This is a genomic window from Streptococcus sp. NPS 308, assembly GCF_002355895.1.
GTDB lineage: Bacteria > Bacillota > Bacilli > Lactobacillales > Streptococcaceae > Streptococcus.
Genome location: NZ_AP017652.1, coordinates 1,322,455 through 1,341,056, shown reverse-complemented (window position 1 = coordinate 1,341,056; position 18,602 = coordinate 1,322,455). Strand labels below are relative to the sequence as shown.

20 protein-coding genes and 1 riboswitch are annotated in these 18,602 nt (G+C 41.3%); of the genes, 15 read left to right on the top strand and 5 right to left on the bottom strand.

Features of this window, described 5'->3' with window-relative positions:
• Window positions 1-3 precede the first annotated feature (3 nt).
• A complete protein-coding gene (thiD, locus tag SNAG_RS07010; protein WP_096407874.1) occupies window positions 4-795 on the bottom strand; it encodes a bifunctional hydroxymethylpyrimidine kinase/phosphomethylpyrimidine kinase in 792 nt (263 codons plus the stop codon).
• An 83-nt stretch (window positions 796-878) separates the two neighbouring features.
• Window positions 879-977, bottom strand: a riboswitch (TPP riboswitch).
• 183 nt (window positions 978-1,160) lie between these two features.
• Here thiD and SNAG_RS07005 point away from each other — a divergent pair.
• The 7 genes from SNAG_RS07005 (at window position 1,161) to manA (ending at window position 8,327) form a co-directional block, all read left to right on the top strand.
• A complete protein-coding gene (locus SNAG_RS07005) occupies window positions 1,161-1,556 on the top strand; it encodes a CopY/TcrY family copper transport repressor (protein WP_096407871.1) in 396 nt (131 codons plus the stop codon).
• Window positions 1,557-1,566: 10 nt separating this feature from the next.
• Window positions 1,567-1,938 carry a cupredoxin domain-containing protein gene (locus SNAG_RS07000; protein WP_096407869.1) on the top strand — a complete coding sequence of 124 codons (372 nt, stop codon included), beginning with the start codon at window positions 1,567-1,569 and terminating at the stop codon, window positions 1,936-1,938.
• A 9-nt stretch (window positions 1,939-1,947) separates the two neighbouring features.
• Window positions 1,948-4,170, top strand: a complete 2,223-nt coding sequence (locus SNAG_RS06995; RefSeq protein WP_096407866.1) for a heavy metal translocating P-type ATPase — start codon at window positions 1,948-1,950, stop codon at window positions 4,168-4,170.
• A gap of 320 nt (window positions 4,171-4,490) precedes the next feature.
• The gene (gene spxB / locus SNAG_RS06990) at window positions 4,491-6,266 is read left to right on the top strand and encodes a pyruvate oxidase (protein ID WP_096407864.1); all 1,776 of its coding nucleotides are present in this window, start codon (window positions 4,491-4,493) and stop codon (window positions 6,264-6,266) included.
• Window positions 6,267-6,324: 58 nt separating this feature from the next.
• A complete protein-coding gene (locus tag SNAG_RS06985; RefSeq protein WP_096407861.1) occupies window positions 6,325-6,672 on the top strand; it encodes a VOC family protein in 348 nt (115 codons plus the stop codon).
• A 204-nt stretch (window positions 6,673-6,876) separates the two neighbouring features.
• Window positions 6,877-7,137, top strand: coding sequence for a SemiSWEET family transporter (locus tag SNAG_RS06980; RefSeq protein WP_096407859.1), 261 nt, complete (start codon window positions 6,877-6,879; stop codon window positions 7,135-7,137).
• A 245-nt stretch (window positions 7,138-7,382) separates the two neighbouring features.
• Window positions 7,383-8,327, top strand: a complete 945-nt coding sequence (gene manA / locus SNAG_RS06975; protein WP_096407856.1) for a mannose-6-phosphate isomerase, class I — start codon at window positions 7,383-7,385, stop codon at window positions 8,325-8,327.
• A 40-nt stretch (window positions 8,328-8,367) separates the two neighbouring features.
• Here manA and SNAG_RS06970 read toward each other — a convergent pair whose 3' ends face one another.
• Complete coding sequence (locus SNAG_RS06970) at window positions 8,368-9,708, bottom strand: sodium-dependent transporter (RefSeq protein WP_096407853.1); 1,341 nt, start codon at window positions 9,706-9,708, stop codon at window positions 8,368-8,370.
• A gap of 252 nt (window positions 9,709-9,960) precedes the next feature.
• Here SNAG_RS06970 and SNAG_RS06965 point away from each other — a divergent pair, with 252 nt between their 5' ends.
• On the top strand, window positions 9,961-10,701 hold the full coding sequence (locus SNAG_RS06965) for a MerR family transcriptional regulator (protein WP_096407851.1): 741 nt from the start codon (window positions 9,961-9,963) through the stop codon (window positions 10,699-10,701).
• Window positions 10,702-10,745: 44 nt separating this feature from the next.
• On the opposite strand, the gene SNAG_RS06960 is transcribed toward SNAG_RS06965, so the two are convergent.
• From SNAG_RS06960 to SNAG_RS06950, 3 genes are read right to left on the bottom strand one after another with little or no spacing between them, the layout of a single operon-like run.
• Entirely contained in the window at window positions 10,746-11,267 is a 522-nt protein-coding gene (locus tag SNAG_RS06960) for a DUF1697 domain-containing protein (protein WP_096407848.1), read from the bottom strand.
• 13 nt (window positions 11,268-11,280) lie between these two features.
• Window positions 11,281-12,462 carry an NAD(P)/FAD-dependent oxidoreductase gene (locus SNAG_RS06955; RefSeq protein WP_096407846.1) on the bottom strand — a complete coding sequence of 394 codons (1,182 nt, stop codon included), beginning with the start codon at window positions 12,460-12,462 and terminating at the stop codon, window positions 11,281-11,283.
• 57 nt (window positions 12,463-12,519) lie between these two features.
• A complete protein-coding gene (locus tag SNAG_RS06950; RefSeq protein ID WP_096407843.1) occupies window positions 12,520-13,365 on the bottom strand; it encodes a DegV family protein in 846 nt (281 codons plus the stop codon).
• Window positions 13,366-13,489: 124 nt separating this feature from the next.
• Between SNAG_RS06950 and SNAG_RS06945 the strand changes: the two genes are divergently transcribed.
• From SNAG_RS06945 to SNAG_RS06915, 7 genes are all read left to right on the top strand, one after another.
• Window positions 13,490-14,047, top strand: a complete 558-nt coding sequence (locus SNAG_RS06945; RefSeq protein WP_007517560.1) for a TetR/AcrR family transcriptional regulator — start codon at window positions 13,490-13,492, stop codon at window positions 14,045-14,047.
• Between the two features lie 18 nt (window positions 14,048-14,065).
• The gene (locus SNAG_RS06940) at window positions 14,066-14,533 is read left to right on the top strand and encodes a deoxycytidylate deaminase (protein ID WP_096407841.1); all 468 of its coding nucleotides are present in this window, start codon (window positions 14,066-14,068) and stop codon (window positions 14,531-14,533) included.
• 88 nt (window positions 14,534-14,621) lie between these two features.
• Window positions 14,622-15,251, top strand: coding sequence for a uracil phosphoribosyltransferase (upp, locus tag SNAG_RS06935; RefSeq protein WP_096407838.1), 630 nt, complete (start codon window positions 14,622-14,624; stop codon window positions 15,249-15,251).
• Window positions 15,252-15,424: 173 nt separating this feature from the next.
• Window positions 15,425-16,015 (top strand): ATP-dependent Clp protease proteolytic subunit ClpP, encoded by a 591-nt coding sequence (gene clpP / locus SNAG_RS06930; protein ID WP_000613463.1) that lies wholly within the window; start codon window positions 15,425-15,427, stop codon window positions 16,013-16,015.
• Between the two features lie 78 nt (window positions 16,016-16,093).
• Window positions 16,094-16,363, top strand: a complete 270-nt coding sequence (locus tag SNAG_RS06925) for a YlbG family protein (RefSeq protein WP_049536622.1) — start codon at window positions 16,094-16,096, stop codon at window positions 16,361-16,363.
• Window positions 16,364-16,450: 87 nt separating this feature from the next.
• A complete protein-coding gene (locus SNAG_RS06920; RefSeq protein ID WP_096407836.1) occupies window positions 16,451-17,611 on the top strand; it encodes an ABC transporter substrate-binding protein in 1,161 nt (386 codons plus the stop codon).
• 119 nt (window positions 17,612-17,730) lie between these two features.
• Window positions 17,731-18,600 carry a branched-chain amino acid ABC transporter permease gene (locus SNAG_RS06915; protein ID WP_096407833.1) on the top strand — a complete coding sequence of 290 codons (870 nt, stop codon included), beginning with the start codon at window positions 17,731-17,733 and terminating at the stop codon, window positions 18,598-18,600.
• Window positions 18,601-18,602 lie beyond the last annotated feature (2 nt).

Genomic DNA, 18,602 nt, shown 5'->3' with positions numbered 1-18,602 from the left:
TTCTTAATCTTTAAAAGTTGTATGATTGACTGGGCCAGAACCATGTCCGAGTTGAGGAGCGTCTTGGATGGCTTTTGTGATAAAGGCCTTGGCCTTATCAACTGCCTGGTAAAGACTTCTGCCCTTGGCTAGTTCAGCCGTAATCACAGCAGCAAAGGTACATCCAGTACCATGGGTGTGACAAGTTTGAATTCTTGGACTTTCCCAGACAAATTGCTCCTCCTTGGTAAAGAGGAAATCCTTGGCACCACCTTCCAGATGGCCACCTTTGATAACAACGGACTGAGGACCAAATTCTTTTATAATCAGGCGACCAGCACGCTGCATGTCTTCTGGATCATGAATCGAAAAACCAACAATCTCTTCTGCCTCAGGAAGATTGGGCGTGATAATAGTTGCAAGGGGAAGCAGATTTGTTTTTAGGAAGCTTCTCGCACTGGTATCAATCAGGGTGTCCCCACTCGTAGCGACCATAACAGGGTCAAGCACATAGGGACAGTCCAGCTTTTTAAGATAGGGTTGGATGATCTCCATGATCTCAGTAGTTGCCAACATCCCAGTTTTTACAGCCTGAGGCTTGATATCCGAAAAGACGCTCTCCAATTGGGCTTTCAACATTTGATGAGAAACGTGCTCGATTAGCTGAACACCTCTGGTATTTTGAGCGACAAGACTGGTCACAACGGCCATTCCATAGACATCTCTCGCTTGGAACGACTTTAAGTCAGCCATAATGCCAGCACCGCCACTAGGGTCAGTCCCTGCAATGGTTAGAGCAACGGGTAAATAAGTCATCTAAAACCTCCCAACCAACTGAAGTTTGTATTCTTAAGAACAAGCTAGTCTGTTTCAGGAAAGCAATAGAAGACAAGTAGTCCTCATTATCATTTCCACTTCCATCAGCTAGCATTACCTAGATTGAGTCAAAGGGATCTAACAGTCGTTAATCTCAGCTTTACGCACCCCTAGTGGTTGTTTTCTTTTTTCTACAGTATAGCATATTTTTATAGTTTATATAGTGAAATTTGACTGAAAATCTCTCGTTACATGATTATAATTCTATTTTTCGAAAAAATAATAAAAATTATAGTTGACAAATGTAGATTTTCGGAATATACTAATAACTGTAATCGACAAATGTAGATTTAGGAGGTGTGATTATGCAGATTTCAGATGCAGAATGGCAGGTCATGAAGATTATTTGGATGCAAGGGGAACAGACCAGTAGCGATTTGATCAGGGTTTTAGCGGAGCGGTTCGACTGGTCCAAGTCGACCATTCAAACTCTTTTGGCTCGCTTAGTAGAGAAAGAGTGTCTGACAAGGAAAAAAGAAGGCAAGTCCTTTGTCTATTCGGCGCTTTTTAATCTAGACCAAAGTCGGGATTTGCTTGTCCAAGATATCAAGGACAAGGTTTGTTCTCGTAGGATTAAGAACTTGTTGGCTGATTTGATTGTCGAATGTGATTTCACTTTGGCTGACTTGGCTGACTTGGAAGCTGTGATTTCTGAAAAGAAAGCCAGGGCAGTTGCTGAAGTAAAATGTAATTGTATGTAAAGGAGACGTCATGTTAAATAGTATTGTAACCATTATTTGTATTGCCCTTATAGCGTTTATCTTGTTTTGGTTTTTCAAAAAGCCTGAAAAATCTGGACAAAAGGCCCAGCAAAAAAAGGGCTACCAAGAGATTCGAGTGGAAGTCAAAGGGGGCTATACGCCTGAGTTGATTATTCTCAAGAAATCGGTGCCAGCACGTATTATCTTTGATCGTAAGGATCCGTTACCCTGTCTGGATCAAATTGTTTTTCCAGATTTTGGAGTGCATGCGGACTTGCCTATGGGTGAAGAGTATGTAGTGGAAATCACACCTGAACAGGCTGGAGAGTATGGTTTCTCTTGTGGCATGAATATGATGCACGGTAAGATGATTGTAGAATAGGAGAATGATATGACTGAAATCGTAAAAGCAAGTCTTGAAAATGGTGTTCAAAAAATCCGTATCACGGCAGACAAAGGCTACCATCCAGCCCATATTCAGCTTCAAAAAGGGATTCCCGCTGAAATTACCTTTCATCGTATAACTCCTTCAAACTGTTACAAGGAAATCCTTTTTGAAGAAGAAGACATCTTGGAACCAATCGGCGTGGATGAAGAGAAGACAATTCGTTTTATACCTCAAGAGTTGGGGGAGCATGAATTCTCATGTGGTATGAAGATGCAAAAGGGAAGTTATACCGTAGTTGAGAAGACTCGAAAATCTTTGCCACTTTTGCAACGTTTTTGGATTACTAGTATCTTTACTGTACCTCTTGTGATTATCATGATTGGGATGTCGACAGGAGGAATTAGTCACCAAGTCATGCGTTGGGGCACCTTTTTAGCCACAACACCCATCATGCTAGTAGCAGGTGGTCCTTATATCCAGAGTGCTTGGGCCAGCTTTAAAAAGCACAATGCCAACATGGATAGCTTGGTTGCTCTGGGAACTCTAGTGGCCTATCTCTATAGCTTGGTTGCCCTCTTTGCTGGCCTCCCTGTTTACTTTGAAAGTGCTGGATTTATCCTCTTTTTTGTTCTTTTGGGGGCGGTTTTTGAGGAGAAAATGCGAAAAAATACTTCCCAAGCTGTGGAGAAATTACTGGACTTGCAGGCTAAAACTGCAGAAGTCTTGCGTGATGATAGCTATGTTCAAATCCCCTTGAACCAAGTTCATGTAGGTGACCTGATTCGAGTAAGGCCAGGTGAAAAGATTGCGGTTGATGGGGTTGTAGTCGAAGGTGTGTCCAGTATTGACGAATCCATGGTGACAGGTGAGAGTTTGCCGGTGGATAAAAGCGTTGGAGATACTGTCATTGGCTCCACCATCAATAACAGTGGAACGCTTGTTTTTAGGGCAGAAAAAGTTGGCTCAGAGACGGTCTTGGCGCAGATTGTAGACTTTGTGAAGAAAGCCCAGACCAGCCGAGCACCAATTCAGGATTTGACGGATAAGATTTCAGGGATTTTTGTCCCAGCAGTTGTCATTTTAGCGATTCTGACCTTTTGGTTTTGGTTTGTCTTGCTTGAGGCTAGCTTTGTGACCTCTCTCCTTTATGGGGTGGCAGTGTTGATTATCGCCTGCCCTTGTGCTTTGGGACTTGCAACACCAACAGCCCTCATGGTGGGGACTGGTCGTAGTGCCAAAATGGGCGTTCTCCTCAAGAATGGAACCGTCTTACAAGAAATCCAGAAAGTCAAAACTCTCGTCTTTGATAAGACAGGGACTTTGACGGAAGGGAAACCTGTGGTAACAGATATCATCGGCGACGAAGTAGAAGTGCTTGGATTGGCAGCCTCCTTGGAAGAAGTTTCCCAACACCCACTGGCTGAGGCCATTGTCAAGCGAGCGACTGAAACTGGACTTGAGATTCAAACTGTGGAAAATTTCCAAGCCCTTCATGGAAAAGGTGTTTCAGGGCAAATAGCTGGGAAACAAGTCTTGCTTGGAAATGCTAAAATGCTGGATGGGATGATCATTTCAAGCACTTATCAGGAAAAACTAGAAGAACTGGAAAAAGAAGCTAAGACAGTTGTGTTCTTGGCTGTTGACAATGAAATCAAAGGCTTGCTTGCACTACAAGATATTCCTAAGGAAAATGCTAAACTTGCCATCAGTCAGTTGAAAAAACGAGGTCTTAAAACAGTCATGCTGACAGGGGATAATGCTGGTGTGGCGCGTGCCATTGCAGATCAGATTGGCATTGAAGAGGTCATTGCAGGTGTATTGCCAGAAGAAAAAGCCCATGAAATCCATAAACTGCAACAAGCTGGCAAAGTAGCCTTTGTTGGTGATGGTATCAATGACGCTCCTGCCCTCAGTGTAGCAGATGTGGGGATTGCTATGGGAGCTGGAACAGATATTGCCATCGAGTCAGCAGATTTGGTGTTGACAACTAATAACCTCCTAGGAGTGGTTCGTGCCTTTGACATGAGTAAGAAAACCTTTAATCGAATTCTGCTCAATCTTTTCTGGGCCTTTATCTACAATGTCGCTGGAATTCCGATTGCAGCAGGAGTTTTTTCAGGTGTTGGTCTGGTTCTCAACCCAGAATTGGCAGGTCTAGCCATGGCCTTTAGCTCTGTATCTGTTTTGATCAGTTCACTCATGCTAAACGTTACTAAGATAGACTAAAAGCGGGCTTACCTGCTTTTTATACTCTTCGAAAATCTCTTCAAACCACGTCAACTTTATCTATAACCTCAAAGCTGTACTTTGAGCAACCTACGGCTAATTTCCTAGTTTGCTCTTTAATTTTCATTGAGTATTATAAAACAGTTCTAAAAAACGTTTTCAAACTGTACTGTAATAGAGAATAAAAACTTCTGAGCACATCTTTAGGAGACAAAAAACAATTATGGTAAAGTAGTAGAGTAAAAATTTGCTGAAACGTTTCCAATTAGTATATGAAAACGGATGAATCAAATTTTAAAAATATTTGAAGGAGAGTTATAATGACTCAAGGGAAAATTACTGCATCAGCAGCAATGCTCAACGTATTGAAAACATGGGGCGTAGACACTATCTACGGTATCCCATCAGGAACACTCAGCTCATTGATGGACGCTTTGGCTGAAGACAAAGATATCCGTTTCTTGCAAGTTCGCCACGAAGAAACAGGTGCTCTTGCAGCGGTTATGCAAGCTAAATTCGGTGGCTCAATCGGGGTTGCAGTAGGTTCAGGTGGTCCAGGTGCGACTCACTTGATTAACGGTGTTTACGATGCAGCTATGGACAACACTCCATTCCTTGCTATCCTTGGATCACGTCCAGTTAACGAACTCAACATGGATGCTTTCCAAGAGCTTAACCAAAACCCAATGTACCACGGAGTAGCTGTCTACAACAAACGTGTAGCTTACGCTGAACAATTGCCAAAAGTAATTGACGAAGCTTGCCGTGCTGCAGTTTCTAAAAAAGGTCCAGCTGTTGTTGAAATCCCAGTAAACTTCGGTTTCCAAGAAATCGACGAAAACTCATACTACGGTTCAGGTTCATACGAGCGTTCATTCATCGCTCCTGCCTTGAATGAAGTTGAAATCAACAAAGCTGTTGAAATCTTGAACAATGCTGAACGTCCAGTTATCTACGCTGGTTACGGTGGTGTCAAAGCTGGTGAAGTGATTACTGAATTGTCACGTAAAATCAAAGCACCAATCATCACAACTGGTAAAAACTTCGAAGCTTTCGAATGGAACTACGAAGGGTTGACAGGTTCTGCTTACCGTGTTGGTTGGAAACCAGCTAACGAAGTTGTCTTCGAAGCAGACACAGTTCTTTTCCTTGGTTCAAACTTCCCGTTTGCTGAAGTTTACGAAGCCTTCAAGAACACTGAAAAATTCATCCAAGTCGATATCGACCCTTACAAACTTGGTAAACGCCACGCCCTTGATGCTTCAATCCTTGGTGATGCAGGTCAAGCAGCTAAAGCTATCCTCGACAAAGTGAACCCAGTTGAGTCAACTCCATGGTGGCGTGCAAACGTGAAGAACAACCAAAACTGGCGTAATTACATGAACAAACTCGAAGGTAAAACTGAGGGTGAATTGCAATTGTATCAAGTTTACAATGCAATCAACAAACATGCTGATCAAGACGCTATCTACTCAATCGACGTAGGTGACACTACTCAAACATCAACTCGTCACCTTCACATGACACCTAAGAACATGTGGCGTACATCTCCACTCTTTGCGACAATGGGTATTGCCCTTCCTGGTGGTATCGCTGCTAAGAAAGACAATCCAGATCGCCAAGTATGGAACATCATGGGTGACGGTGCATTCAACATGTGCTACCCAGACGTGATCACAAACGTTCAATACGACCTTCCAGTTATCAACGTTGTCTTCTCAAATGGTAAATATGCCTTCATCAAGGACAAATACGAAGACACAAACAAACACTTGTTTGGTTGTGACTTCCCTAATGCTGACTATGCGAAAATCGCTGAAGCGCAAGGTGCTGTAGGATTTACAGTTGACCGTATCGAAGACATCGATGCAGTTGTTGCAGAAGCTGTTAAATTGAACAAAGAAGGTAAAACTGTTGTTATCGATGCTCACATCACTCCACATCGTCCACTTCCAGTAGAAGTACTTGAGTTGGATCCAAAACAACACTCAGAAGAAGCTATCAAAGCCTTCAAGGAAAAATACGAAGCTGAAGAGCTTGTACCATTCCGCCTCTTCTTGGAAGAAGAAGGATTGCAATCACGCGCAATCAAATAATTACTTCGTGGAACTTAAAAAGATCGGAGCACTCCGGTCTTTTTGTGGAGGATAGTAAATGAATTTAAATCAATTAGATATTATCGTTTCAGATGTTCCCCAAGTCTGTGCTGACTTGGAGCGTATTTTGGATAAAAAGTCCGATTATGTTGATGACAGTTTTGCTCAGTTTACGATTGGCAGTCATTGTCTTATGTTGTCCCAAAATCATTTGATTCCTTTGGGAAATTTTCAATCAGGAATCATTCTTCACATCGAGGTTGAGGATCTAAATCAGAACTTCCAACGATTGAAAGAAATTGGTGTCGAGATTTTAAACGGTCCGGCTGGAACTGATTGGGGAACGGAATCGCTACTAGTTAAAGGCCCTGATGGCCTAGTGATTGACTTTTATCGTATGAAATAGGACGCGTAGTCATTTGACGTTAACCTTAATCATTCTTAAAATAGAATCTGAGAATAGGAACTATTGAAAGATCGGAGAAATCCGGTCTTTTTCTTATCACAAGATTGTGATAGTTTACATCTTCATAACAAAAGCTTCAAAGTCTTGATTGTTTTGAAAAAAGATTATAAAATATGATTCATAAAAATGAAAGAGGTTTTGAAAATGTCTGAAAAACAAATGAAAATTTTGGGTTGGGTAGCGACCTTCATGTCTGTTATGATGTACGTGTCTTACTTCCCACAAATCATGAACAATCTGGCTGGTCAAAAAGGGAACTTTATCCAACCCTTGGTTGCAGCCATCAACTGTAGTCTCTGGGTTTACTACGGTCTTTTCAAGAAAGAAAGAGATATTCCCCTTGCAGCTGTCAATGCTCCAGGTATCGTTTTTGGTCTAGTAACGGCCATTACGGCATTGATTTAAAAAGAAGACTGTTTTGTACATAAAAATAGATTCTCAAGTAAAAGAAGTCTAATGAGAGCTGAGGAGAATAGCCGTTGACAGCGAGCTTTCTGAGTGCTGCTTTAGAGGTTCCTCCATAAAGTAAAAGATTATTTCGTTACTATTTTTACAAAATCTTCTCCCTACTTTATAAGATAGGAAAAAGAGTTCAATTCGAACTCTTTTTTTGCTATAATGAGGGGAGAAAAATCAGACAGGAGATCGACATGTCAGAACCATTATTTTTACAATCAGTTATGCAAGAAAAAATCTGGGGTGGAACCAAGCTACGTGATGAGTTTGGTTACGACATTCCAAGTGAAAAAATCGGAGAATACTGGGCTATCTCAGCTCACCCCAACGGGGTTTCTAAAGTTGCCAATGGACGCTACCAGGGAACAGACCTAGCAACTTTGTATGCGGAACACCGTGAGTTGTTTGGAAATCGTCTAGAGCCAGTATTTCCACTGTTGACCAAAATCCTCGATGCCAATGACTGGCTCAGTGTCCAAGTTCATCCAGACGATGCTTATGGACTCGAGCATGAAGGCGAACTTGGAAAAACCGAATGCTGGTACATCATCGCAGCAGACGAAGGTTCAGAGATTATCTATGGCCACAATGCCAAGTCAAAAGAAGAACTCCGTCAGCAAATCGAAGCTAAAGACTGGGATGGTCTATTAACAAAAGTCCCTGTTAAGGCTGGAGATTTCTTCTATGTACCAAGCGGAACCATGCACGCTATCGGGGCAGGTATCTTAATCCTTGAAACCCAGCAGTCTAGTGATACAACCTACCGTGTCTATGACTTTGACCGCAAGGACGACAATGGCAACTTGCGTGAGCTTCACCTTGAAAAATCCATCGATGTCTTGAACATTGGTGAACCAGCAAATAGCCGTCCTGTAACTATCAAGGCTGATGACCTACGTTCAACTCTCCTTGTATCCAATGATTTCTTCGCCGTTTACAAGTGGGAAATCACTGGAAAAGTTGATTTTGAAAAGACAGCTGACTACAGCTTGTTGAGTGTCTTAGCTGGCCAAGGGAAACTGATTGTAGATGGAAAAGATTATCCAATCCAAAAAGGCAGCCACTTTATCCTACCAAGTGATGTTGAAGCTTGGACCTTGGAAGGGCAAGATTTGGAATTGATTGTGAGCCATCCATAAAAAAGAAAGGGCCTGAGTTTACTACTCAAGTCCTTTTTGGTTACATAAATTGAGCGATAAAGACCACGATGATGATAATTGGAATGACGAAACGAAGAAGGAAGAGCCAAACTTGGAAAAGTCCTTGTTTCCATGTTCTTTCATCAAGATGAAGTTCTTCCATTGCAAGTGCCTTCTTGAAAATATAGCCTGTAAAAAGAGACAAGCAGAGAGCACCGAAAGGCATGAGAAGATTGGAAACCAAGAAGTCCATGGCATCAAAGAAAGTCTTTCCAAAAATGTGAACATCCGCCATAACTCCATAGGATAGGGCTGAAGGAATTCCAAAAACAAAGGTCAATATTCCTAAAATGACACTCCATTTAGCCCGCTTGCTGTTGTCCTGATTGGTGATATTGCCCACATTGATTTCCAGCATGACTACAGAAGAAGTGACCGTCGCAAAGAGGAAGAGCAAGAGGAAAAGGATGTAGAAAATAGTTCCAAAGGGCATCTTGTCAAAGAGCTGTGGCAAAACGATGAAGAGGAGGCTAGGTCCCCCTTCAGACTGGATGTTGAAGGCCGACATGGCTGGAAAAATGGCTAGACCTGCCATGATGGATACCGAGATGTTCATGGCTACAATGGAGATTCCTGATTGGACTAGATTGGTTTTCTTGTCCAAGTAGGAAGCATAGGTCAGCATGGCTGTGACCCCTAATGAAAGGGCAAAGAAAGACTGTCCTAGAGCATAGAGGAGACCTGCACTTGTCAGCTTAGAGAAGTCTGGTTTGAGGAAGTAGAGAACGCCTTCCATGGCATTTGGCAAGCTGAGAGAGCGACCGATGATAACAACAAAGATGATAAAGAGCAGGGGCATCATAACTTTTGAAGCTCTTTCAATCCCTTTTTGAACCCCACGTGATACAATAAAGATATTCAACAAGATAAAGATAGCTTGAGCCCCTAGGGCAATGGCTGGATTTGAAATGATTGAAGTGAATAACTGAGCATAATCACCCGTTCCGCTGAGTTGGAACAATTTTCCAAACTCAATACCCAGATAGACTAGAATCCATCCTCCAATGACACTGTAAAAGGATAGGAGGATAAAGAGGGCAAAGGCACCAATCCAACCGATAAAATTGTATTTGCTATTCTTGCCCAGTTTTCCAAAGGTTTTGATAGCAGAAACACCAGCACTACGGCCAAGGGCAAACTCAGCAAGCAGGAGCGGGAAACCGATTAAAATGGTAGAAATGAGAAAGACCAGTAAAAAGCCTCCTCCACCGTTGGCAGCAGTCATGTAGGGAAACTTCCAAACGGCACCAAGCCCGATGGCTGAGCCAGCAGATGCTAGGATAAAGCCAAGTTTCGAGCCCCATTGCGATTTTTCTGACATAGTTGAAACTCCGATCTCCTTTTTTTAAATAAGAAAAGGCTACTTGAGTTGTCAAATAGCCTTCTCTCAATGGCTCTTTATGAGCCTTCTGTTTGATTGATAGACTTGACTATCCTATCATGTTTTCTAATGTCTGTCAAGAAAACCATTTTCAAGTTTTCACACCTTTCCCAAAAAGTTAAAAAATTTTCGCAGAAACACTTGACTCTGACCTAAGGGGAGGGTTTATACTATTCTTGTAAGGAGGAAATCATGTACCATATAAAAGAAGCTGCGCAGCTTTCAGGTGTCTCTGTCAAGACCCTGCACCACTATGACAAGATAGGACTCTTGGTCCCCTTAAAGTCGGAAAACGGCTATCGAACATACAGTCAAGAGGATTTAGAACGCCTTCAGGTCATTCTATACTACAAATATCTAGGCTTTTCTTTAGAAAAAATAGCAGGGCTGTTAAAGGAAGAAAGGACAGATTTATTGTCCCATTTGACGAGGCAGTTAGAGTATCTAACTCGAGAAAGGCAACATCTAGATACCTTGATTTCCACCTTGCAAAAAACCATTCAAGAACAAAAAGGAGAAAGAAAAATGACCATTGAGGAAAAATTCACTGGATTTAGCTATCAAGACAATCAAAAATACCACCAAGAAGCGGTAGAGGAGTATGGACAAGAAGTCATGGATCAAGCCCTCGAACGCCAAAAGGGTCGCGAAGATGAGTCTACGGCCGCCTTTAACCAAGTCTTTCAAACTTTGGCGCAAAATCTTCAAGCTGGTTTACCTGCAACAGCAGCTGAAAACCAAGAGCAAGCAGCCAAGCTCTTGCAAGCCATTCGTACTTATGGATTTGACTGCTCTATTGAAGTCTTCGGACATATCGGTAAAGGATACGTCTATAACCCTGAGTTCAAGGAAAACATTGATAAATTTGGACCTGGAACAGCCCAGTACACATCAGATGCCATTGCAGCTTACGTTCAGACACAGACAAAATAAAAATCAGCGGAGTTACCTCTGCTGATTTTTTCTGGTTTCAAGTACTATTTGGTTAATAGTTTTTCAACTACGTTTAACTTTCGCATGGTCAGAACCACGCCAAACAATTTTTCAAGATAGTTGGTATTGAGCTTTTTTTGTTTTGCAGTTCTAGGAAGATAGAGGTAGAGACAGTAATCGCCTACACAGATTTCTTCCTCGCCGTAGTCAGTTTTCAATTTTTCTAGTGGCAGACTTTGGATAAGTCCTTGATAAAGAATTACATGCACACGATCATGAAGATAGTCTTCTTTAAATGGATTCTCATGAACAATCTTTTCAAAATCGTTCTTATTCTTGATAACCATTTTTAAGTCGGCCCCAATTTTTTCCTGTATCAAAGTATGAACGCGTTCTCGTATTTCTTCTAAATCTGAGTCACTCTCAAGAATGATATTCCCACTTTGAATATAGGTTCGAACGTGTTGAAAACCAGCTTCTGTCAAAATATCTACCAAATAAGACATTTTCGGGATAGCATTTTTTCCATTAGGAGTAACGCCTCTTAGTAAAATAATATGTTCCAAAGGACTTCCTTTCTTATTTGGTATTTATTGGATTGGAGCCTGCCACCCATCCGGTACAGAGGGCAGAAGTGATGTTAAAGCCGCCCGTGTGGGCATTGATATCCAGTACCTCGCCAGCAAAGTGGAGCCCAGGAACGAGTTTGCTTTCCAGAGTTTTAGGATTTATTTCTTTGAGACTGACACCGCCTTTGGTGACAAAGGACTTGGCAAGAGACATTTTGCCAGTCACAGGAATTTTGAGGGCTTTGATGGACTGGAGAAGTTGTTCGCGTTCTTTTTCAGTTAGCTGTTTGACTTTTTCAGGAAATCCTTGTACAAAAAACTCAGCCAAGCGTTCCGGAAGTAAAGTTTTCAAAGCATTTTTCAAGGATTTTTCCCGATTATCTTCTAGAAATGCAGCCAAGTCTTTCTCAGAAAGTTGAGGCAAAACATCCAGTGAGAGAACTTCCCCACCCTTGACAAAACTAGACATGCGTAGAGCAGCAGGTCCTGACAAACCAAAGTGGGTAAAGAGCAGATCATGAGTGATGACATGCTTACCATAGCTTAAGGTCACATCATCCAGTGAAATCCCCTGCAAGGCCTTGTGCGAAAAATCTGTCAACAATGGGCTCTCAGCAGCTTCAAGCTCGGTAATAGTATGTTTGAAATGACGTGCAATCTCGTGACCAAAACCAGTCGAACCAGTCGAAGGATAAGACTTACCACCTGTTGTGACAATGAGTTTATCACAAGTGAAGGTTTGGTCTGCGGACTTAAGAACAAACTGGTCGTCTATCTTTTTAACCGAGACAATCTCTGTTTGAGTGAGAACTTGTCCGCCTAGCTCAATGATTTTCTTCTCTAAGGCTTCGATAATGGTCCGAGATTTGTCGCTGGCAGGAAAGACGCGGCCGTGGTCCTCAACCTTAAGTTTAACACCATTCTCCGTAAAAAAGTTGATGATATCGTGGTTATCAAACTGGGAAAAGACACTGTATAGAAAGCGTCCATTTCCAGGGATGCCAGCTAGTAGGTCATCTAGAGTTCCGTTGTTAGTTACATTGCAACGACCACCACCAGTACCAGCTAATTTTTTTCCGAGTTTCCGATTTTTTTCGATAAGGAGAGTATTCTGCCCATAAAAGCTACTGGAAATGGTAGCCATCATACCAGCAGGTCCTCCACCGATAACAATAGTATCAAAATGTTTCATAGATCTATTGTACCACAAAAAACAAGAGATGCTTGGCATCTCTTGTTGCTTATAATCTTAGTTGATTTCATATCCCATCAACAAACCGCCATCTTCTGCATAAAAACTGCAGAGACCAGACGTTGGGATAATTTTGATATCCGCTTGTGGGAAGTTTTCCAGCAAGCGTTCTGACAATTGCTGACAGAATTTTTCATTGCTGCGATGAGCCATGACCATACGGCCACCAGCATAGCCAGCCTTGATGAGTTCTTCATAGGCTGCTTGAAGCGATTTTTTTGGTCCACGAGCCTTTTGGAGCAGTTCTAGTGTTCCAGTATTACTCGCCTCTCCGACCATACGGATGTTGAGAAGACCAACAACTGTACCGATAAGTTTGCTCAAACGACCATTTTTTACCAAGTTATCGACCTTAGCGAGGACAAAGAGCAACTTGGTTTTTTCTTGGTAGGCTGTAATAGCTTCAACAATCTCCTCATAAGAAAGTCCTTGATCAATCAATTCATTGATTTTTTCGACAATCAAGTCAACTTCCCCACCTGCAGATAAACTATCAATAACATGAATCTGAGTGTCAGGATGTTCTTCAAGGTAGATATTCTTAGCAAGCTGCGCACTATTATGACTGCCAGAAAGAGCACCAGTGATAGTAACGACAAAGATATGCTTGGCTCCTTCGAATGCACGCAAGTAATCATCAGGGCTAGGACAGGCTGATTTTGAAGCCTCAGAAGTCGCATACATGGTTTCCATCATGTGGTTAATGTCGAGATTGGCATCATCGATAAAGACCTGATCAGCTACTTGAATGGTTAAAGGAACACTCACAAATTCAGTATCGATAGCAAGAGTAGGCAGTTGACGATAATCACAACCAGAGTCAGCTACAATCTTCCAAGTCATAGAAATTCTCCATCTTTGTCACTTATACATTGACAAAGGTTCTGTCTTTTTTTACAATTATATCATGAAAGCCCTTGAAACAAAAGTACCACCTCTCTGTTGTCACAAGTAGAAAGAAATTGTTATGTCTGAACGTAAAATATCTGAAAAGTCTCTTGAAAATCTCAGAAAATCAAATCAAGAATCCAATTTCTTGACCAGAGAAGCAATCGAGACGGCTCTTTTGCAACTTCTAGAGAAAAAAGATTTGGCCAAGATCAGTATTTCAGAGCTGGTCAAGCGGGCGGGTGTCTCTCGCGCTGCCTTCTATCGCAATTATGATTCTAAAGAAGAGATTTTGGAAAGCGTCTTTAAACGCAGTGTCCATAACATTATGGAACAGTTGAGCCATTACGATGTCAAAACAGACCTTTATCTAGTCTGGGTACACCTTTTCCGCGCAGCCAAGAAAGAAGCCAAGATCATCCAACTTGCTCTGGACTACCACTTGGAAAAGATTTTCGTCCAAGCTATGCAGGAATTTTTGGAAAAATACCACGGAAAATCAAAAGGCGTCAGCAGCTACCTTCATTCCTTTTGGAGTTCTGCCATCGTATCGGTTTTGCTCAAATGGATCAAGGATGGCATGAAGGTTCCAGCTGAAAAGATTGCAGATTTACGCTTGCCATTTTTCAAAAAATAGGGGGTAAGGAGAAGACTTATGACAGAAAAAAGACTGGCTTGGGATGAGTACTTTGCGGCTCAAGCCTTACTGATTGCCAATCGTTCTACTTGTAAACGCGCCAAAGTAGGAGCTGTCCTCGTTAAGGATAATAAGGTCATTTCAACAGGCTACAATGGTTCTGTATCAGGAACTGAGCACTGTATTGACCACGAATGTCTAGTTATTGAAGGACACTGTGTCCGAACCCTTCACGCTGAGGTCAATGCTATTCTCCAGGGGGCTGAACGAGGGGTTCCTAGAGGATTTACCGCCTATGTGACCCATTTCCCTTGTCTGAACTGCACCAAACAACTGCTACAAGTTGGTTGCAAGCGCGTGGTTTATATCAACCAGTACCGAATGGATGACTATGCCCAGTACCTTTATCAAGAAAAAGGTACCGAGCTGACCCATTTACCACTTGAGACTGTTCAAGGAGCTATCCAGGAAGCCAATTTAATTTAGAATTTATAAAAAATGAATGGTTTAGAAAGCTTTTTAAACCATTTTTTGATATAATGAGAAGAATAAATTGAAAGAAGGAATTCAGAAAATGGGAAAAATTGAAGTCATTAATCATCCACTCATTCAACACAAATTGTCTATCTTGCGTCGTACAGACACTTCTACAAAAGCTTTTCGTGAGTTAGTAGATGAAATTGCAATGTTGATGGGATATGAAGTACTTCGTGATCTTCCACTTGAAGATGTGGAAATCGAAACACCAATCACAAAAACAGTTCAAAAACAATTGGCTGGTAAAAAATTGGCGATTGTCCCAATCTTGCGTGCAGGTATCGGGATGGTCGATGGACTATTGAGCTTGGTTCCAGCAGCAAAAGTTGGGCACATTGGTATGTACCGTGATGAAGAAACCCTTCAACCAGTTGAATACTTGGTGAAATTGCCTGAGGACATTGACCAACGTCAAATCTTTGTCGTTGACCCAATGTTGGCAACAGGTGGTTCAGCTATCTTGGCTGTTGACTCCCTTAAAAAACGTGGGGCATCAAACATCAAGTTTGTCTGTCTAGTGTCTGCTCCAGAAGGAGTGAAAACTCTTCAAGAAGCTCACCCAGATGTAGAAATTTTCACTGCGGCCTTGGATGAACGCTTGAACGAACATGGCTATATTGTCCCAGGTCTCGGGGATGCTGGAGACCGCTTGTTTGGTACTAAATAAAATTCCAAAGTAAATATTGAAACTAGAAGTTCGTTTTTGACTTGAAAGGAGGTTGAGTTTTTGTTTCTGTTTAGGTAATAGAGCAAAGATTTGACCTTTTTTGACCAAAATATTATAATAGTCATAACTTCAGTCATGTGACTAACAAAAATAAAAGTTAAAAGGAGAAATGAATGATTCCTGTAGTTATTGAACAAACAAGCCGTGGAGAACGTTCCTATGATATTTACTCTCGTCTTCTGAAAGACCGCATCATCATGCTAACAGGTCCCGTTGAAGACAATATGGCCAACTCTGTTATCGCCCAATTGCTTTTCTTGGATGCCCAAGATAGTACAAAAGATATTTACCTTTATGTCAACACACCTGGAGGATCTGTTTCAGCTGGTCTGGCAATCGTTGATACCATGAACTTTATCAAGGCAGATGTTCAAACCATCGTGATGGGAATGGCTGCATCCATGGGGACTGTCATTGCATCAAGTGGCGCAAAAGGCAAACGTTTCATGCTTCCAAATGCAGAGTACATGATTCACCAACCAATGGGTGGAACCGGTGGTGGTACCCAACAGACAGATATGGCAATCGCAGCAGAACACTTGCTCAAAACTCGTAAGACCTTGGAAAAAATCCTTGCAGATAACTCTGGTAAATCAGTTGAGCAAATTCATGCAGACGCGGAACGTGATTACTGGATGAGTGCCCAAGAAACGCTTGAATATGGCTTTATTGATGAAATCATGGCTAACAATTCTTTGAACTAATAAAGCATGAAAGCAAACTCGACGGAGTTTGCTTTTTTTGATATAATAGGATAAGATTTCTTAGAAAGAGGCTTCCTCATGTTTGAAAAAACAAACCGATCAGGATTAATCATCTATCTCTACTATAATAGAGATGCGAAAAAACTACAGGAATATGGAGACATTTTCTATCATTCTAAAAAGCATCGCTACCTGCAACTTTATGTTCCGACTGAGAATCTAGAAAGCTTGGTTGAGAAATTAGCTAAGGAACGATTTATCAAAAAGGTAAGGCCTTGTCATATTCAAGAGTTAGAGACTCCCTTTGTTGGCAATCTCTATCGTAACGAAGAAAACGTTATCATTTAAAAAAATAAATAAATGTATTGACAATTTTCTGATAATTCGGTATATTCTTAACATACAATTTTTGAAACGACTATAAGGAGATTAAAAATGAAGAAAAAATTTGCCCTATCTTTTGTGGCTCTTGCTAGTGTGGCCCTTCTTGCTGCATGTGGTGAAGTTAAATCAGGAGCGTCAAACACAACTGGAAATCCAGTAGACGAAAAAACAATCAAAATCGGTTTTAACTTTGAAGAGACAGGTGCTGTAGCTGCTTACGGTACAGCTGAACAAAAAGGTGCCCAACTTGCTGTAGACGAAATCAACGCTGCAGGTGGAATCGATGGAAAACAAATCGAAGTTGTAGACAAAGACAACAAGTCAGAAACTGCTGAAGCAGCTTCTGTTACAACAAACCTTGTTACCCAATCAAAAGTAGCAGCTATTGTAGGACCTGCGACATCTGGTGCAACTGCTGCAGCTGTAGCTAACGCTACTAAAGCTGGAGTGCCATTGATTTCACCAAGTGCTACTCAAGACGGTTTGACTAAAGGTCAAGATTACTTATTTATTGGAACATTCCAAGATAGCTTCCAAGGGAAGATTATTTCTAACTATGTAACAAACAAATTGAATGCTAAGAAGGTTGTTCTTTATACTGATAATGCTAGTGACTATGCTAAAGGTATTGCTAAATCATTCCGCGAATCCTATAAGGGTGAGATTGTAGCAGATGAAACGTTTGTAGCAGGTGATACTGACTTCCAAGCAGCCCTTACTAAAATGAAAGGGAAAGAGTTTGACGCTATCGTAGTTCCAGGTTACTACACAGAAGCTGGTAAAATTGTAAACCAAGCTCGTGGAATGGGAATTGATAAACCAATCATTGGTGGTGATGGATTTAACGGTGAAGAATTTGTTCAACAAGCAACTGCTGAAAGAGCATCAAACATTTACTTCATCTCAGGATTCTCAACTACTGTTGATGTTTCTGCAAAAGCTAAAGCTTTCCTTGAAGCATACCGTGCTAAATACAACGAAGAGCCTTCAACATTCTCAGCTTTAGCCTATGACTCAGTTTACCTAGTAGCGAATGCTGCAAAAGGTGCTAAAAACTCAGGTGAAATCAAGGACAACCTTGCTAAAACCAAAGATTTTGAAGGTGTAACTGGTCAAACAAGCTTTGATGCTGACCACAATACAGTGAAAACTGCTTACATGATGACCATGAACAATGGTAAAGTTGAAGAAGCAGAAGTTGTAAAACCATAACATTAGAATAGTACTTGAAATGGGGAATGAGCCTTTGACTCACTCCCTGTTTCGGTGTTTATGAACTTGTGAAAATAATGAAATTTTCTAAAAAATAAGGATAGAAAAGAGTGAATGCTATGCTCCAACAACTTGTGAATGGTCTAATTCTGGGTAGTGTTTATGCACTTTTGGCCCTAGGTTATACCATGGTTTATGGAATTATCAAACTCATTAACTTCGCCCACGGTGATATTTATATGATGGGTGCCTTTATTGGTTACTTTTTGATTAATTCTTTCCAAATGAATTTCTTTTTAGCTTTAATTATTTCAATGGCGGGAACTGCACTACTTGGTGTTGTGATCGAATTTCTTGCCTACCGTCCTCTGCGAAACTCTACACGTATTTCTGTATTGATTACTGCCATCGGAGTGTCCTTCCTACTGGAATATGGGATGGTTTATCTAGTAGGTGCCAATACTCGTGCTTTCCCTCAAGCGATTGAAACAATTCGCTTTGATTTTGGGCCAATTAGCTTGACAAATGTTCAATTGATGATTTTAACAGTTTCTATATTGTTAATGGTTTTATTGCAATTGATCGTCAAAAAAACAAAAATGGGGAAAGCGATGCGTGCTGTATCAGTTGATAGTGATGCAGCTCAATTGATGGGAATTAATGTAAATCGTACAATCAGTTTTACCTTTGCTTTGGGTTCAGCTCTTGCTGGTGCAGCAGGTGTCCTCATTGCCCTTTACTACAACTCTCTTGAACCTTTGATGGGTGTGACTCCAGGTCTAAAATCATTCGTTGCAGCTGTACTTGGTGGTATCGGGATTATTCCTGGTGCAGCTCTAGGGGGATTTGTTATTGGCTTGTTGGAAACTTTTGCAACTGCCTTCGGTATGTCTGATTTCCGTGATGCTATCGTATATGGAATTTTGCTTTTGATTCTGATTGTTCGACCTGCGGGTATCCTTGGTAAGAATGTGAAAGAGAAGGTGTAAAC

Coding starts and splice junctions, on each gene's coding strand:
- thiD (WP_096407874.1), bottom strand. CDS start 795: ATGACTTATTTACCCGTTGCTCTAACCATTGCAGGGACTGACCCTAGT.
- SNAG_RS07005 (WP_096407871.1), top strand. CDS start 1,161: ATGCAGATTTCAGATGCAGAATGGCAGGTCATGAAGATTATTTGGATG.
- SNAG_RS07000 (WP_096407869.1), top strand. CDS start 1,567: ATGTTAAATAGTATTGTAACCATTATTTGTATTGCCCTTATAGCGTTT.
- SNAG_RS06995 (WP_096407866.1), top strand. CDS start 1,948: ATGACTGAAATCGTAAAAGCAAGTCTTGAAAATGGTGTTCAAAAAATC.
- spxB (WP_096407864.1), top strand. CDS start 4,491: ATGACTCAAGGGAAAATTACTGCATCAGCAGCAATGCTCAACGTATTG.
- SNAG_RS06985 (WP_096407861.1), top strand. CDS start 6,325: ATGAATTTAAATCAATTAGATATTATCGTTTCAGATGTTCCCCAAGTC.
- SNAG_RS06980 (WP_096407859.1), top strand. CDS start 6,877: ATGTCTGAAAAACAAATGAAAATTTTGGGTTGGGTAGCGACCTTCATG.
- manA (WP_096407856.1), top strand. CDS start 7,383: ATGTCAGAACCATTATTTTTACAATCAGTTATGCAAGAAAAAATCTGG.
- SNAG_RS06970 (WP_096407853.1), bottom strand. CDS start 9,708: ATGTCAGAAAAATCGCAATGGGGCTCGAAACTTGGCTTTATCCTAGCA.
- SNAG_RS06965 (WP_096407851.1), top strand. CDS start 9,961: ATGTACCATATAAAAGAAGCTGCGCAGCTTTCAGGTGTCTCTGTCAAG.
- SNAG_RS06955 (WP_096407846.1), bottom strand. CDS start 12,462: ATGAAACATTTTGATACTATTGTTATCGGTGGAGGACCTGCTGGTATG.
- SNAG_RS06950 (WP_096407843.1), bottom strand. CDS start 13,365: ATGACTTGGAAGATTGTAGCTGACTCTGGTTGTGATTATCGTCAACTG.
- SNAG_RS06945 (WP_007517560.1), top strand. CDS start 13,490: ATGTCTGAACGTAAAATATCTGAAAAGTCTCTTGAAAATCTCAGAAAA.
- SNAG_RS06940 (WP_096407841.1), top strand. CDS start 14,066: ATGACAGAAAAAAGACTGGCTTGGGATGAGTACTTTGCGGCTCAAGCC.
- upp (WP_096407838.1), top strand. CDS start 14,622: ATGGGAAAAATTGAAGTCATTAATCATCCACTCATTCAACACAAATTG.
- clpP (WP_000613463.1), top strand. CDS start 15,425: ATGATTCCTGTAGTTATTGAACAAACAAGCCGTGGAGAACGTTCCTAT.
- SNAG_RS06925 (WP_049536622.1), top strand. CDS start 16,094: ATGTTTGAAAAAACAAACCGATCAGGATTAATCATCTATCTCTACTAT.
- SNAG_RS06920 (WP_096407836.1), top strand. CDS start 16,451: ATGAAGAAAAAATTTGCCCTATCTTTTGTGGCTCTTGCTAGTGTGGCC.
- SNAG_RS06915 (WP_096407833.1), top strand. CDS start 17,731: ATGCTCCAACAACTTGTGAATGGTCTAATTCTGGGTAGTGTTTATGCA.